This is a genomic window from Acinetobacter sp. SwsAc5, from assembly GCF_013391485.1.
GTDB classification, from domain to species: Bacteria; Pseudomonadota; Gammaproteobacteria; order Pseudomonadales; family Moraxellaceae; genus Acinetobacter; species Acinetobacter towneri.
Genome location: NZ_JACAXD010000002.1, coordinates 136,451 through 151,539 on the forward strand (window position 1 = coordinate 136,451; position 15,089 = coordinate 151,539).

Genomic DNA, 15,089 nt, shown 5'->3' on the forward strand with positions numbered 1-15,089 from the left:
AACTCTCTATGCTCCCAAGTGCTCAATTAATCAGCACGACGCCATACTGTACCTTGACGGGTATCTTCCAAGACCACACCTTGATCGAGCAAAGACTGACGAATTTCATCAGCACGGGCGAAATCTTTGGCTTTTTTGGCATCCTGACGTTGCTGAATGAAGTCTGCAATGGCTTGTTCAGATAAACCTAAAGCGTCCTGACCAATATCAGACTTCAGGAATTCGTCAACATCATGCTGCACCAAACCTAAAATATTGGTCAAATGACGCAAAGTCGAATAGTACACCGCCGCCTGATCTGCCTGCTGCTCTTTTACTGAACGGTTCAGCTCTTTATTGACTTCAAACAGAACTGCAATTGCTTCGGCTGTATTAAAGTCGTCTCGCATTGCGGCATTAAAACGTTCCACCAAAGCCTCATCTAACTGCTCAACTGTTTGCGTACCGTACGCTTGTTGATAAGCTTTAAATGAGTGATAGAAACGTGATAATGCGGTTTTGGCTTCTTTGAGTGCTACATCGGAGAAGTTTACAGGGCTACGATAATGCGATGACACAATAAAGTAGCGGATCACTTCAGGATGGAATTTTTCCATCACATCACGAATGGTGAAGAAGTTACCCAATGACTTCGACATTTTTTCGCCATCGACATTAATAAAGCCAACGTGCATCCAGTAATTTACATACTGCTCACCTGTTGATGCTTCAGACTGGGCAATTTCATTTTCATGGTGTGGGAACATTAAGTCTGAACCACCACCATGAATATCAAAATGATTACCTAAGCAGCAAGTCGACATCGCAGAACATTCAATGTGCCAACCCGGACGTCCATTGCCCCACGGCGAAGCCCAAGATGGTTCATTTTCTTTGGCATGTTTCCACAAAACAAAGTCAAATGGATGCTTTTTGTCGACTTCAACATCAACACGCTCAGACGCGCCCGCCTGCATGTCTTCTAGCTTGCGACCTGAAAGACGGCCATATTTGTCAAATTTTTCAACCTGAAAATAAACATCGCCATTACTTGCAGGATAAGCTGTGCCTTTATTGACCAAATTACCAATCATATTTTGCATTTGATCAATATATTCAGTGGCACGTGGTGCAGCATCAGGTTCAACACAGCCCAAGTTTGCCGCATCTTCATTCATGGCTTGAATAAAACGATCTGTTAAAGCTTGAATGCTCTCGCCATTTTCATTGGCACGTTTAATAATTTTGTCGTCAATGTCGGTAATGTTGCGGACATATTTCACATTCCAACCTTGACTGCGCAAAAAGCGAATGATGTAGTCAAATGCAACCATAACCCGCGCATGCCCGATATGACAGTAATCATAAACCGTCATGCCACAGACATACATGTCGATATGTCCTTCTTTACGCGGAACAAATTCAACTTTTTTTCGTTGCTCTGAGTTATATAGAACAAATGGTTGCATAGGTTTTCAAAATAGGTCTATTAAAAGATGCTCCATCTTAACCTAAGCATTATTTTTCATAAAGTTTTTCGATGTTTTTATTCTGTATGTGTCTGTGTGAAGAGAATATCGCGGATGATCCAAGCCTTCTCCCGAAGGAGAAGGAACTTTTTAATACCTGTACTTAGGCGTTTGCTGATCTTATACGGTTTGGCAAAGCTTATGCAGCATCACGTTTTTGTACCAAAATCGCGCCAACTGAATAGCCTGCGCCAAATGAACACAAGACACCATATTCACCGTTTTCGACTTCGTGTGCAGTACGGTGTAAAGCGATAATTACCCCTGCCGAAGAAGTATTGGCAAACTCATCTAAAATAATAGGTACTAAACCTGGTTGTGCTGCTTCTTTACCAACCACCAATTTCAAAATGAGTTCGTTCATGCTGGCATTGGCTTGGTGCAACCAGAAACGCTTCACCTCGGTTGGCGCAATCTGATTCTTTTCTAATTGCGCAGTAATCATTTTGGCAACTAAGGGGCAAACTTCTTTAAAGACTTTGCGACCATCTTGATGGAAGCGTTTATCGTCAATATCTGCATTTTCACTTAAGTTTAAAAAACCGAAATTATTACGGATATTATTCGAGAACTGAGTAAACAGGTTCATGTCCAAAATTTCGAAACCTGCTTTGGTTTCAGTGTCTTCCAAAATTGAAGCGGTTGCTACATCACCAAAAATAAAGTGGCAGTCACGTGAACGGAAATCGTTATGACCTGAGGTAATTTCGACATTCACCAACAGTACGCGGCGCGCACCTGCTTTAATCGCATCATGCGCTTGCTTAATACCGAAAGTCGCAGCAGAACATGCCACGTTCATGTCATAGGCATAACCTTGAATACCAAGCGCAGTTTGAATTTCAATCGCCACCGCAGGATAAGCACGCTGCAAGTTTGAGCAAGACAAAATCACCACATCAATATCTTCTGCGGTCACGCCTGCATTTTGCATGGCTTGTTTTGCAGCAATTACACCCCATTCTGCTTGTAGCGAAATTTCATCATCCCCGCGTTCACGCAAATTTGGACGTAAACGGTTAATGTCCAGAATACCTGTTTTTTCTGACACGTAACGGCGTTTTACCCCAGAGGCTTTTTCGATAAAGTCAGCACTTGAGCCACGACGTTCTTCAAGCTCACCTGCTGCAATTTTGTCAGCATTGAGCTGATTATACTGTTCCACATAAGCATTTAAACTTTCGACCAACTCTTCATTGGTAATAACATCTTCTGGGTGATAAAGACCAGTACCTGTAATGCGAATGCCCATGTAAAACTCCTTCTAGAAATTACTAATATCTTAACTGATTCCGAGCTTTTCGCATACTTTTTGCAGCCGAGTTGCAGAAATTGGCATTTTGGTTTTCATGGGTTGAGAGAACAGCGATATGCGTAATTCTTCCACCATAAAGTACAATTCCTTGAGTCGGGCATCTTGTTTGTGTTTAAACAATTTGTCCATCCAAGGGTCAATTTGGGCGATGGCAGCATCGTCTCTTTGCAAGTTGTTGGGTAAGCGGTCTAAACGTAATAACAACGCTTTCAAATAGCGCGGATATTCGCTCCACACCTCTACAGGCTTGCTATACACAAAGTCTGCCAGATGCATTAAGTCCAGCTGATCTTCAATATCATCCATATTTTTGGCAAACACGGCTTCATCTAGCATAAGGAGCTGACGGCGGATGTCTTGCCAAGCAATATAAATTTCATTAAAGATACGCAGCGTGGTTTGACCATGACTGAGAAAAGTCTTTTTTACCTCAAGCTGCAAGTTTTGAAACTCTTCCAAGTTGACTGGCACGTCACAAATAATGCTTTGCAAGGTCGCATAGATCAACATTTGCTCAAGTTGTGCTTTATCACCCAAAGGTGAGTACGCCAAGGCCAATGGTTTGGCAATTTGCTTTTTCAATTGCCGTGATAAATCGCCTAATTGCACATGCAGCAAACGAATCACCCCTTCACGATGCTGATGAATCGCCTCGCGCTGATCATTAAAGGTTTGAATCACCACACCCGATTCATCTTTTTGTGAAAGTTCTGCAAAAGCTTTACTTGGTACCAACGCCTGATATTGCTTAACCACTACGCCCGTGACTTTTTGCGAGGCTTCAAATACAAATCGTTCAGGGAAGGTTTGGAATTCGCCGTGTAACTGTTTTACTGGACTGTGAGTTTCGGTACGGCAACGCGCTTTTAATTCAGATAAATCACGCCCTTGCTCAATCACCCGCCCTTTTTCATCTAACACTTTAATGAACGGCAATAAATACGCATCTACTCGCTCAAAGCTAAAGTCTTTTTCGGTGATGTGCTCTGCGCGTAACTGGAATGCCAAAAAGCTAAAAATGTGCTCGCGTAAATTTACCGCATCAACACGTTGTAGCAACTTTCGAGCTGTGTCTGGAATAGGCACCAAATGACGACGCTTATCTTTAGGCAAAGTCTTGAGCAAGGCTTCAATTAAATTTTCACGCCAACCCAGAACACCCCACGACCAGATATTTTCATCGACCTGTGCCAACGCTTGCACTGGAATTTTAACGGTTGCGCCATCTTCATCATGGCTGGGGTCAAAACGGTAACTGGCCGCCAAGCGCAGCTCACCATTACGCAAATAGTCAGGAAATTGCTGCGTGGTCGGACGATCATTCAGCCAAAGTGCATCATCTTCCACAAATAAATAACGTGGATTTTGCGGCTCTACTGTGGCACGCCAATCTTCAAAGGAACGACGGCTTGCAACTTCTGCAGGTACTTTGGCGGCATAAAATTGATAAATAGTTTCTTCATCAACCACTAAATCACGACGACGTAATTTATCTTCAACCCGTTCCACTTCTTCCAGTTTAAGCAGGTTGTGTTTTAAAAATGGTGGGGTAATGCCCAAGTTGCCTGTGGTTAAAGCATCACGTAAGAATATTTCATGGGCGGCTTCCTGATCGACCTTTTCGTAATTGACAGGACGTTTCGGCTCGATAATTAGACCAAACAGCGAAATCTGATCATAGGCATTCACCACGCCTGCTTTTTTAGACCAATGTGGTTCAAAATAGTGATGCTTCAGCAAATCACGTGCAGCCAATAAAATCCATTCAGGTTCAATTTTTGCCAAGGTGCGTAGATACACTTGCGAAGTTTCTACCATCTCAAATGCCATGACCCACGGTGTATTGGTTTTATGCAAAGTCGATGCAGGGAAAATTCGTGCTTTTTGTTGGCGTACTGCCATAAACACATTGCGCTCATCGGTTTTATTGGCAATAAAAGAAAGCAACCCTGTTAATAACGCCCGATGCAGATTTTCATAACTGGCTTTTTTCTCATTAAACGACAGTTTTAAGCCACGCGCCAAATCCACCAATTGTTCATGAGTTTTCTTCCATTCACGTAAACGCAACCAACTTAAAAAATGCTGACGGGCAAAAGTACGACGTTTGTTTTCACTCATGCCATCACGGTTTTCGTGTAAAGTTTCCCACAATTTTAAATAGAATAAAAAGTCAGAATCTGCTTCACGGAACAAAGCATGTTTTTGATCGGCTTGCATTTGTTTGTCTGCAGGACGTTCACGCGGGTCTTGTACCGCCAATGCCGCTACAATAATCAGGACTTCATTTAACACCCCAAAATGCGCACCGCCTAAAATCATACGTGCCAGTCTTGGATCAATCGGCATTTTTGCCATTTGCTGACCAATTTTGGTTAAGCTGCTGCCTTGAAGCTCGCCTTTATTAGCGGTGGATTTAGTGGAATTATTCGGATGATTGTCTCCCTTTTGCGTCGCAGAGCTACTCATTCCGTCTAAAAGAGGGGCTTTACCCTTCTCAATCATCGCACCCAGTTCAATCAACAGCTTACGACCATCATTGACTAAACGATGATCTGGCGGCTCAATAAAATCAAAATCTTCGAGCGTACCCAAGCCCAAACTTTGCATTTGTAAAATGACCGAGGCCAAGTTGGTGCGTTTAATTTCAGGTTCAGTAAACTCTGGGCGACTTAAAAAATCTTCTTCTGAATACAGGCGAATACAAACGCCTGGTGCAATACGACCACAACGTCCTTTACGCTGATTCGCTGCTGCCTGAGATACTGCTTCAATCGGTAAACGCTGCACCCGTGAGCGATAGTTATAACGTGAAATACGTGCAAAACCACTATCAATCACATAGCGGATATTGGGTACAGTGAGTGCGGTTTCAGCGACGTTGGTGGCAATAATAATGCGACGACCACCACCTGAAGGATTAAAGATTTTTTGTTGTTCCGCCAAAGCCAAACGCGCATACAACGGTAAAATTTCAGTATGACGCGGTCCATGCTTATGCAAGGTTTCTTGCAGCTCCCGAATTTCCTGTTCAGTACTGGCAAAAATTAGAATATCGGCATGTTCAGGATGACCTTTTTCCTGTGCATCGGCAAAGCATTCTTCTACCGCTTGCACCACTGCGCGTGGCAAGTTTTCTTCAAAGTCATCAAACTCATCATCATCACTACCACCAATGCTTAATTCAGAAATTGGACGATAACGTACTTCGACAGGATAGCTTCGACCTTCGACCTCAAAAATAGGTGCGCCGTTAAAATAGTTACTAAAACGCTGCACATCTAAAGTTGCAGAAGTGATGATGACTTTTAAATCAGGGCGACGTGGCAAAAGTTGCTTTAAATAGCCCATAATGAAGTCAATATTTAAAGAACGCTCATGCGCTTCATCTATAATAATGGTGTCGTATTTATTTAAATAACGATCATTGGCAAGCTCTGCTAACAAAATACCATCGGTCATTAAACGGACAATTGAATCTTGCGAACCCTGTTCATTAAAACGAACTTTAAAGCTGATGGACTCACCTAACTTTTCGCCAACTTCTTCGGCAATACGCTGCGATACACTACGCGCAGCAAGACGTCGTGGCTGAGTATGACCAATTAACCCCGTTAAACCACGACCTGCCAACATTGCAATTTGTGGTAACTGTGTAGTTTTCCCTGAACCTGTTTCACCCGCCACAATAATGACCTGATGTTGCTGAATTGCAGTAATCACCTGTTCGGCAGATTGAGTCACAGGTAAATCTTGATTCAACTTAATGTTGGGAATGCGCTGTGCACGCTCCAACACTTTTAAATTAGATTTTTCAAATAATTCCTGATATTGCTTTGGATTGGCATCTTTGCCTTTTCGTAGTCGATTTAAACGATGACGATCACGCGCCAAAACGAGGTGGTCTACATTTAAATGACTCTGCACAGAATACGCTTCCTAACCAAAACACAAACGCGTATTTTACGCTGTAATGCCTTTAAGCGAAAGAACAGTGATTTAGAATGCGTATTTAAAAAGTTTTAAATCCCCCCTTGAATTTCAAAATAGCATCCCCATATAGATGTATGTTCACCAATTGCTTGAAATGGGTTGTATTTGAACCTGAAAAATAGGTTGTCATGCAATCATCATCATTTTGAGGCTTAATAAAGACTCAATAATGCAGTAATGAAAGTGTACGCTTTTTACATACTCATTTGTTTTTCCGATGCTAGTAATGTAAAAATACCATTTCAGCAATAAAACAAAATTAGATACTCTATTACCAACTAAATACAAACCTTAATCATGGAGACAATGATGAGCTTAATTAATACTGAAGTTAAACCATTTAAAGCAAATGCATACCACAACGGTCAATTCATTGAAGTAACTGAAGCTGATCTTAAAGGCAAATGGTCTGTAGTATTCTTCTACCCTGCTGACTTCACTTTCGTTTGCCCAACTGAGCTTGGTGACCTTGCAGACAACTACGCAGAATTCCAAAAATTAGGCGTTGAAATCTATGCAGTTTCTACTGACACTCACTTCACGCACAAAGCTTGGCACGATTCTTCAGAAGAAATCAAAAAAATCCAATACGTAATGGTTGGCGACCCAACTTGGACGCTTTCTAAAAACTTCGAAGTATTAATCGAATCTGCTGGTCTTGCTGACCGTGGTACTTTCGTAATTGATCCAGAAGGTAAAATCCAAATCATCGAAATCAATGCTGGCGGTATTGGCCGTGATGCTCAAGAACTTCTTCGTAAAGTTAAAGCAGCTCAATACGTTCACGCTCACCCAGGTGAAGTATGCCCAGCTAAATGGAAAGAAGGTGATGCAACTTTAGCCCCATCTATCGACCTAGTAGGTAAAATCTAAGTTTTAGATTAAACCACTCAAAAAAACCACGCATATTTTGCGTGGTTTTTTTAATCAGAACATCACCCTTTTCTACCTTATTTATTCATATTTCATCTCTAGAATAGAAAATGTAAAAACATTACAACACTACAATCGAATCTGTACCGGTAACAGTTGTGAGATTTATTTTTGAGGGCTGTTCTATGAAAAAATTATTTTTACTTTCAACATTAATAGCATTTTCAGTGCCAGCTTTAGCTGATTTCAACTGTAATGGCAGCATTAAAAATCAAACTATTGATGATAATGTCAAAGTGCATAAACAATGTGTTCTTGATCATGTGACTATTAAGGGCAACCTAATGTTGCATTCCAACTCACATACGGCAATTAAAAATAGTACGATTGATGGCAATTTAGAATCTAAAGGAAACTTTAGTCAGGTTAATGCACATGCCAACCGCATTGATGGCAATATCCAACTCGAAGATGGGCGTAACATCCAACTCACGTCAAACCGTGTAAATGGCAATATTCAACTTAAAGATAATTCAGGCTCAATCGTTGTAAAAAATAACCGCGTGAATGGCAATTTAGAATGTGAAGATAACCGCGTAAAACCGACTGGCGGCACAAACCGTGTTTCTGGTGACAAAGAAGATCAATGTCGTCATCTATAAAATCTAGTCTTTCAATCATTTTATTTAAATGAATGACTATTCATGTGCAAAGCATAAACACCACATCCTAAATGTGGTGTTTTATTTCGCTTCATAATAGTTTTGTCGTTTTTGGCACGTTTAGGTTGCGCAAAAAACTTATATTCAAAAGTTACAATTCTGTAATACTTTTTAGCAAGCACTTCACTTATGTTCAAAATAAGCAGATTTATTCTGTGAAAAATAATATAAAAAATAAAGGAGTTGCTTATGGGTAAAACACTTGCCGTGACATCCTGGACATACAGTGCATCTTCACGTTATTTAAAAATATTTTACGAAAATGGCTCTGGGGATTTATTCCATCCTGTACCACAATTTATTTATGACAACTTATTAAGACGCAGTGATAAAGCAGCTTTTGTGAGTAAATATTTAGCATACGATTTAAGCTTTAACCGTATTTCCATTCAATAATTGATTTTATTAAACTTTGAGCATCCACATAACGATCCAATCTAAAAATAGATTGGATCGTTTTAAACAAGCAAATGATTTTAAATATTTAATGCACTTCCTGAATCAATTTAAAGCGTTCCTGTTCACGGTCATCATCCAAAGTAATACTCTCTGTGAACATCTCAAGCGGTCTGACCCAAATAGAATAATCGCCATATAAGCATTGATAAACCACCAATTTCTCTTGGGTTTCACTATGTGTTGCCACATGCAGTACTTGATATAACTGCCCTTTATAATGTTGATAAATCCCTTTTTTAAACATTTTACAATCCCAATTATACAGAATGACATTACTGTACAACAAAAGCTGCAACCATTCTTAAGATTTTACCTCATCGAAAAAAGTACATTTCATCGACATATTTTTCTAATGCATCATCCAAAGCCACGCTACTAAAAAATATCTAAAGCTATTACATTATTTGAACAATTTTTAGCTTCAACTTGATTATTTTTTGGTTATATTCGCTATATCCCATCTTAAGTGGATGTAAAAAAAGGAAACATGATAATGAATAAACTTCTTATTGCTTTAGGTCTTGCTGCCACTGTAGCACTTGTAGGTTGTGCAAAAGAAAAAGCACCAGAAACAGGAGCAACTACGGGTGAACACTTAGAAAACGCTGCGGCTCAAGCTGCACATGATGCCAAAGATGCAACACATGAAGCTGCTACTGCTACAGCAACTGCGGTAGATAACGCAGCGCAAGCAACTGAAAATACTGCACACAATGTTGCAACAGCAACAGAAAACGCAGCTGATGCGACTGTACAAGCTGCTAAAGATGCAACTGCTGCGACTGCAGGTGCGGTTGAACAAGGTGCTGCAAATGTGAAAGAAAAAGCACAACAATAATTTGATTGTATAAAACAAAAACTCCTGAGCAAATTCTCAGGAGTTTTTTGTTCAGCACGATTTAATTAGGGTCTGTTGACAATTCGTCTATGTTTGCGACATGAGAGATATATCTCGCAAGGTTTTTTAGCTGATATAAGGCATGGGACAGGAAATTTACTCATTCTAAATGACTGGCACATAACGTAATAGCAGCAAAAAATATGCTTGTACCCTTGCGCAGCAAACAAAGCAGTGCTTTGTTTTTGCTCATGTGGCTAAAACTTTCACAGATTGCGTTATAAAACTTGAAAATAAACCCGTTATTCCCTGCGTTTCATGCCTAATCTGCTCAGTTTTAGCCTACAGCGCAAGCCATTTATGAAATATCAACAGACCCTAGTAAACCTAAATCCTGCCGCAACTATAACGCCGCTTTTAAATTACAACCATAGCCCATGGTCTGTTGTACTTGGCGGTAACTGGTGTAACGATTCAAAATAAAATCATAATAAGATTCTGCATTGGCAAAATTTTCAGCCAAATTTTCCTGCTCTGCACGCGGTAATTTTACATCTTTAAGAAAATCTAGATTCTTATGTCCTAAGCGATATAACTCAGCAAAATAACCATTCATCATATCGCAATAAGCAATTTTAGTTGGCTTTAAAGCAGTACTGGCGACCAAATGCTGATTCAAAGTTTGTAAGTTATTTACATCTAAAGGGAATTGATGCGCAAATGCGATATTTTCGACTTGTTTAAATTGTTTGAAGTCTTTCGCTAATTTGACATTTAAAGCATCTATACGCTGTTGTAATGCAGTTGCATCCTGAACCTGATATTGCTTTGGATCAATTTTTACTTGAGTTTGCTGTGGATTGCTACATGCACTTAATCCACACACCACAAGCAAACCACCATAAACGAAAGGCTTCATTAATTTACTCATCCATTCATACATCAGGCTTATTATGCCTGAAAGCATCTGCAAATTTAATGATATCGCTCATCTTAATATTTCATAAGGAAATGACGGATATGATTTGCCAATCTATCTAGAGTTGGGCAAAGTAGATAAAAACATGGAGTAAATAATATGACCTTATTAGAACAACTGAATATAAAGCATCCTATTTTTCTTGCTCCAATGGCTGCCGTTTCTACTCCCGAACTTGCAGCCGAGGTTTCTAATCAAGGTGGTTTTGGTTCACTCGGTTTAGGTGCAAACACGGTAGATGCTGCACGTGAACAAATTTTACGCATTCAAGAACTGACCGATTTTCCATTTCAAGTCAATTTCTTTTGCCATGAATCAAGTCCACTAGATGAAGTCGCTGCACAAGCGTGGATTGCACATTTTCAGCCAATCTTTGAACGCTATGGCGCAACTGCACCGAGTCAACTAAATTGTATTTATCCAAGTTTTAAAGACCATGATGGATATTTAGATCTTGTATTAGAAACTAAACCACAAGCCGTCAGTTTTCACTTCGGGATTCCGCATGCGCATCAAATTCAGGCTTTAAAAGATGCAGGAATCATTACTATGGTTTCAGCAACCAACTTAGCCGAAGCTCAAGCCATTGAAGCAGCGGGAATTGATGTCATTATAGCCCAAGGCATTGAGGCAGGTGGACATCGGGGTATCTTTAACCAAACTTTTGATAGTGCAATTAAAACCAGCGATTTAGTACAACTGATTCGTGAACATTGTACCCTGCCAGTGGTTGCCGCAGGTGGCATTATGAATGGTCAGCAAGCACAGTTAATGCTGAAATTGGGCGCTTCTGCGGTACAGCTGGGTACAGCTTTCGTGCAATGTAAAAGTTCCAATGCCAATCCAGCTTATCGACAAGCTTTATTTCAGCAAAACATTACTCAAATTACCGACAGCATCTCTGGACGTCCTGCCCGTGGTTTAATTAATCATTGGCATACACAGGTAGATACACCAAATCGTTTAACCGTGCCCACCTATCCATATACGTATGATCTTGCAAAACAGTTGCATGCAGCCGCCGTAACACAAGGCGAGCAAGGTTATGCACCTTTTTGGGCAGGGAGTAATGTCAGTCAAATTCGTGAATTAGAAGCCGCAGATTTAATTAATCAGTTGGTTTTGGAAATGATTCACGCACGCTAAGTTTACGTACGAAAAACTCAACTGTGTATCACGGTTGGGTTTTTATTTTGTATCTAATAAGTTCACCGCTTCAACCTGCACATCACTCATGATTTCACCATGCGCAAGTAGCTGATTAAAGTAATCTTCCACCACTTTATATTGTTCTGCAGTACTTTCTACTTGATACATACTTTGACGGAATTCATTACTTGAACGTAAACCTTTGGTGTACCAAGCAATATGTTTACGTGAAATACGACAACCTGAATATTCACCATAAAATTCATACAGCTCAGCTAAATGTCCAAGTAATACTTTTTGAACTTCTGCAATGCTCGGTGCTGCTAACAGCTCACCTGTTGCTAAATAATGTGCGATTTCCCGAAAAATCCACGGACGTCCTTGCGCAGCACGTCCAATCATAATTGCATCTGCGCCTGTATAGTCCAAGACATATTTGGCTTTTTCAGGACTATCAATATCACCATTGGCAATCACAGGAATATTGAGCATGCTTTTCACTTCTTTAATCAGTGAATAGCGTGCACGGTTTAAATACATATCTTCACGGGTACGCCCATGCAATGCCAATGCAGCAATGCCTGCTTGTTCTGCGCGTTTGGCAACCCGTAAAATATTTTCCTGCCCATTCAAAAAACCTAAACGGGTTTTGAGAGTGACAGGTACATCTACCGCTCCAACAACGGTATCTAAAATGCGCGCCACCAAATCTTCATCTTGCAATAAAGCCGAACCTGCTAATTTATTACAGACTTTTTTAGCAGGACATCCCATATTGATATCAACAATTTGTGCCCCATTGGCGACTTGATAACGTGCGGCTTCGGCTAAATCATGCGGGTCTGAACCAGCAATTTGTGCAGAAATTGGTGCAAGCTCCCCATCAAAGTTAGCACGATACAAACTCTTTTTACTCATGCGCAAAGTTTTGTCAGAGGTCATCATTTCACTGACCGCATGCCCTGCACCAAAGTACTTGCACAGTGAGCGAAAGGGTCTATCTGTGACGCCTGCCATCGGGGCAACGATCAAATTATTTGACAGTTGATAGGGACCAATATACATATATATTCTTAACTTTAACGATTGGCATAGTATACTGCATCTGCCCTTTGGGCTCATCCATTTGGAACGAGTTTTCCCTATCTATGAAAGACACTGTATTCACTTCTTTGATGAAACCCTTCAGCGTGCTTGCTTTATCATTAAGCTTGGCTGCCTGTGGAGATAGCGCATGGTGGTCTAAGGACAATGAGCCTACCCTTGAAGCAGAACAAATCCGCAAACTCATTCCAAATCGGGTCAGCGAGCGTAGTGCTTGGGCAAAAGATATTTACGATATTTCAGAGCAATTGGGCATCCCACAAACCAAAGAAAATATGTGCACCATCATTGCCGTGGTGGATCAGGAATCGAACTTTGTAGCAGACCCACAAGTTTATGGTTTGGGTGAAAAAGCTGTTAAAGAAGTGCAAGACCGTTTGGATGAGAAATTTAAAGATAAACTGGGCGACGCCATTGGCGGTACTGTTGCAGGCTATTTTCAGGATGTGCTGAAAAATCACCCTAGCCCTGAAGATAACTATTTAAGTCAAATGCGTCGGGTAAAAACTGAACGTGAATTAGATGAACTATACCGTGAAATTTTTGACTACATGGCCAAGCATTATCATGTTTCCGCACTAACAGGTGCTGCCAAACTGTTTGGACAAAATATTGGTGAAAAACTTAATCCAATTACCACTTTAGGTTCTATGCAAGTGCATATTAGCTATGCCAAAGAGCACAAACGAAAAAGTGGTAATATCGCAGAATTACGCAGTGATCTATATACCCAGTATGGTGGCTTATATTATGGGATTCATCGTTTAATGATGTACCCTGCCGACTATGATCAAGCGCTATACCGGTTTGCGGACTATAACTCGGGCATGTATTCAAGTCGCAATGCCGCATTCCAAAGTATGCTGAATGATTTGACCGAAGCTGAACTCGATTTAGATGGTGATTTACTTCTTTACGCTAAAGATGGTGGCGTACGTAATACAAAGAGTGAATCAGAACGTGAATTAATTGCTGTTTTTGCCAAACATAATATTTTGGTTACACCACGACAAATTCGTGCAGACTTAAAAAAAGAAAAAGAAAAGAAATTTGAAGATACCGCGACCTATCTGGCTGTCACTAAACTGTATAAAGCTCAAACGGGCAAAGAGCCATTTTATGCCATGATGCCACAAGTGGTGATTTCAGGGCCTAAACTGAGTCGAGATTACAACACCAATTGGTTCGCAACACGAGTCAACGGACGTTATAAAACATGCATGCAAAAAGCCAAAAATATAAAAATCTAGCCTTATTTGATTTTGATGGAACCCTGTGCAGCAAAGACAGTTTTACGGGGTTCATTTTCTATGCGTTATCTAAACGACACATTATCAAACAAGGTTTAAAAACCTTACCGTGGATTCAGGCCTTTTATTTAAAAGTCTATCCTGCACATGCCATGCGCCCTAAATTGTTTAATGCCATGTTCAAAGATGCAAGTACAGCTGAAATATTAGTGCTTGCACAGCGCTACGCAGTAGATTTAATGCATGACCTTAACCCACAACTATTACAACAATTAAAGCAGCATCAATTCAATGGTGATGATGTGGTGATTGTTTCTGCGAGTGTGGATATTTATTTGCTGTATATTTGCCAGCAATTAAATGTCGATTTGATTTGTACTGAAACAGAAATTGAGAATCTGCAATTTACAGGGCGATATTCAACACCTGATTGCAGTCGGGAACAAAAGCATATACGGATTTTAGAACAATACGATTTAAAAAATTATGCTGCTATTTACGCGTATGGCAATAGTGATGAAGATGAAGCTATGCTGAGTTTAGCAACCCATCCATATATGGTCGGTGTAGATCAAACCTTACCTGAAATTATGGTTTATAAAAAATTAGCTTAATTTATAGATAAATGTAATTTATAAAAAACCCACAATGAATTGTGGGTTTTTTAAGTTACATGTAGCGGATGCCGCCTATGGTGATTACTTTTTTATACCCAGAATAGAAAATAAAAATAGAGTTTTCTCTTAATAAAATAGCTGATGATTCTGCATAAAAATAACGACTACAACACCTAAAGCAATAAAAAAGGTGACACTTTACAGCATCACCTCTAATTCAAAATAGAAGTATAGTTTTAAACCAAGATCAATCACTTAATCTATTCGTACTAAACAACTCAT

Annotated in this window: 13 protein-coding genes; 7 read left to right on the forward strand and 6 right to left on the reverse strand. The window is 40.1% G+C overall.

Annotated features, from left to right (window positions below):
• Positions 1-26: 26 nt before the first annotated feature.
• From cysS to HYG89_RS01830, 3 genes are all read right to left on the reverse strand, one after another.
• Positions 27-1,448: a cysteine--tRNA ligase gene (cysS, locus tag HYG89_RS01820; RefSeq protein WP_154320668.1), complete on the reverse strand. Its 1,422-nt coding sequence runs from the start codon at positions 1,446-1,448 to the stop codon at positions 27-29.
• A gap of 199 nt (positions 1,449-1,647) precedes the next feature.
• The gene (locus HYG89_RS01825) at positions 1,648-2,760 is read right to left on the reverse strand and encodes a beta-ketoacyl-ACP synthase III (RefSeq protein WP_004973062.1); all 1,113 of its coding nucleotides are present in this window, start codon (positions 2,758-2,760) and stop codon (positions 1,648-1,650) included.
• Between the two features lie 30 nt (positions 2,761-2,790).
• Entirely contained in the window at positions 2,791-6,750 is a 3,960-nt protein-coding gene (locus HYG89_RS01830) for a DUF3418 domain-containing protein (protein WP_178865799.1), read from the reverse strand.
• Between the two features lie 375 nt (positions 6,751-7,125).
• On the opposite strand from HYG89_RS01830, the gene ahpC reads away from it, so the two are divergent.
• The 3 genes from ahpC to HYG89_RS01845 all read left to right on the forward strand — a co-directional run bounded on the left by ahpC (position 7,126) and on the right by HYG89_RS01845 (position 8,807).
• Positions 7,126-7,689: an alkyl hydroperoxide reductase subunit C gene (gene ahpC / locus HYG89_RS01835; protein WP_004973058.1), complete on the forward strand. Its 564-nt coding sequence runs from the start codon at positions 7,126-7,128 to the stop codon at positions 7,687-7,689.
• Positions 7,690-7,874: 185 nt separating this feature from the next.
• A complete protein-coding gene (locus HYG89_RS01840; protein WP_178865800.1) occupies positions 7,875-8,351 on the forward strand; it encodes a hypothetical protein in 477 nt (158 codons plus the stop codon).
• Positions 8,352-8,600: 249 nt separating this feature from the next.
• Positions 8,601-8,807: a hypothetical protein gene (locus tag HYG89_RS01845; protein WP_004973053.1), complete on the forward strand. Its 207-nt coding sequence runs from the start codon at positions 8,601-8,603 to the stop codon at positions 8,805-8,807.
• An 88-nt stretch (positions 8,808-8,895) separates the two neighbouring features.
• Here the strand turns inward: HYG89_RS01845 and HYG89_RS01850 are convergent, their stop codons facing one another.
• On the reverse strand, positions 8,896-9,114 hold the full coding sequence (locus tag HYG89_RS01850; protein ID WP_178865802.1) for a DUF1653 domain-containing protein: 219 nt from the start codon (positions 9,112-9,114) through the stop codon (positions 8,896-8,898).
• Between the two features lie 249 nt (positions 9,115-9,363).
• On the opposite strand from HYG89_RS01850, the gene HYG89_RS01855 reads away from it, so the two are divergent.
• Positions 9,364-9,708 (forward strand): hypothetical protein, encoded by a 345-nt coding sequence (locus HYG89_RS01855; RefSeq protein WP_178865804.1) that lies wholly within the window; start codon positions 9,364-9,366, stop codon positions 9,706-9,708.
• Between the two features lie 403 nt (positions 9,709-10,111).
• On the opposite strand, the gene HYG89_RS01860 is transcribed toward HYG89_RS01855, so the two are convergent.
• Entirely contained in the window at positions 10,112-10,627 is a 516-nt protein-coding gene (locus tag HYG89_RS01860) for a hypothetical protein (RefSeq protein ID WP_178865806.1), read from the reverse strand.
• A gap of 159 nt (positions 10,628-10,786) precedes the next feature.
• Between HYG89_RS01860 and HYG89_RS01865 the strand changes: the two genes are divergently transcribed.
• On the forward strand, positions 10,787-11,833 hold the full coding sequence (locus tag HYG89_RS01865) for a nitronate monooxygenase family protein (RefSeq protein ID WP_178865808.1): 1,047 nt from the start codon (positions 10,787-10,789) through the stop codon (positions 11,831-11,833).
• A 42-nt stretch (positions 11,834-11,875) separates the two neighbouring features.
• Here the strand turns inward: HYG89_RS01865 and dusB are convergent, their stop codons facing one another.
• On the reverse strand, positions 11,876-12,901 hold the full coding sequence (dusB, locus tag HYG89_RS01870) for a tRNA dihydrouridine synthase DusB (RefSeq protein ID WP_178865809.1): 1,026 nt from the start codon (positions 12,899-12,901) through the stop codon (positions 11,876-11,878).
• 83 nt (positions 12,902-12,984) lie between these two features.
• On the opposite strand from dusB, the gene HYG89_RS01875 reads away from it, so the two are divergent.
• Positions 12,985-14,190: a DUF1615 family protein gene (locus HYG89_RS01875; RefSeq protein WP_178865810.1), complete on the forward strand. Its 1,206-nt coding sequence runs from the start codon at positions 12,985-12,987 to the stop codon at positions 14,188-14,190.
• The gene (locus tag HYG89_RS01880; protein WP_178865811.1) at positions 14,157-14,804 is read left to right on the forward strand and encodes an HAD-IB family hydrolase; all 648 of its coding nucleotides are present in this window, start codon (positions 14,157-14,159) and stop codon (positions 14,802-14,804) included. Before HYG89_RS01875 ends, HYG89_RS01880 begins: the two co-directional genes overlap by 34 nt.
• The last annotated feature ends 285 nt before the right edge of the window (positions 14,805-15,089 follow it).

Coding starts and splice junctions, on each gene's coding strand:
- cysS (WP_154320668.1), bottom strand. CDS start 1,448: ATGCAACCATTTGTTCTATATAACTCAGAGCAACGAAAAAAAGTTGAA.
- HYG89_RS01825 (WP_004973062.1), bottom strand. CDS start 2,760: ATGGGCATTCGCATTACAGGTACTGGTCTTTATCACCCAGAAGATGTT.
- ahpC (WP_004973058.1), top strand. CDS start 7,126: ATGAGCTTAATTAATACTGAAGTTAAACCATTTAAAGCAAATGCATAC.
- HYG89_RS01840 (WP_178865800.1), top strand. CDS start 7,875: ATGAAAAAATTATTTTTACTTTCAACATTAATAGCATTTTCAGTGCCA.
- HYG89_RS01845 (WP_004973053.1), top strand. CDS start 8,601: ATGGGTAAAACACTTGCCGTGACATCCTGGACATACAGTGCATCTTCA.
- HYG89_RS01850 (WP_178865802.1), bottom strand. CDS start 9,114: ATGTTTAAAAAAGGGATTTATCAACATTATAAAGGGCAGTTATATCAA.
- HYG89_RS01855 (WP_178865804.1), top strand. CDS start 9,364: ATGAATAAACTTCTTATTGCTTTAGGTCTTGCTGCCACTGTAGCACTT.
- HYG89_RS01860 (WP_178865806.1), bottom strand. CDS start 10,627: ATGAAGCCTTTCGTTTATGGTGGTTTGCTTGTGGTGTGTGGATTAAGT.
- HYG89_RS01865 (WP_178865808.1), top strand. CDS start 10,787: ATGACCTTATTAGAACAACTGAATATAAAGCATCCTATTTTTCTTGCT.
- dusB (WP_178865809.1), bottom strand. CDS start 12,901: ATGTATATTGGTCCCTATCAACTGTCAAATAATTTGATCGTTGCCCCG.
- HYG89_RS01875 (WP_178865810.1), top strand. CDS start 12,985: ATGAAAGACACTGTATTCACTTCTTTGATGAAACCCTTCAGCGTGCTT.
- HYG89_RS01880 (WP_178865811.1), top strand. CDS start 14,157: ATGCATGCAAAAAGCCAAAAATATAAAAATCTAGCCTTATTTGATTTT.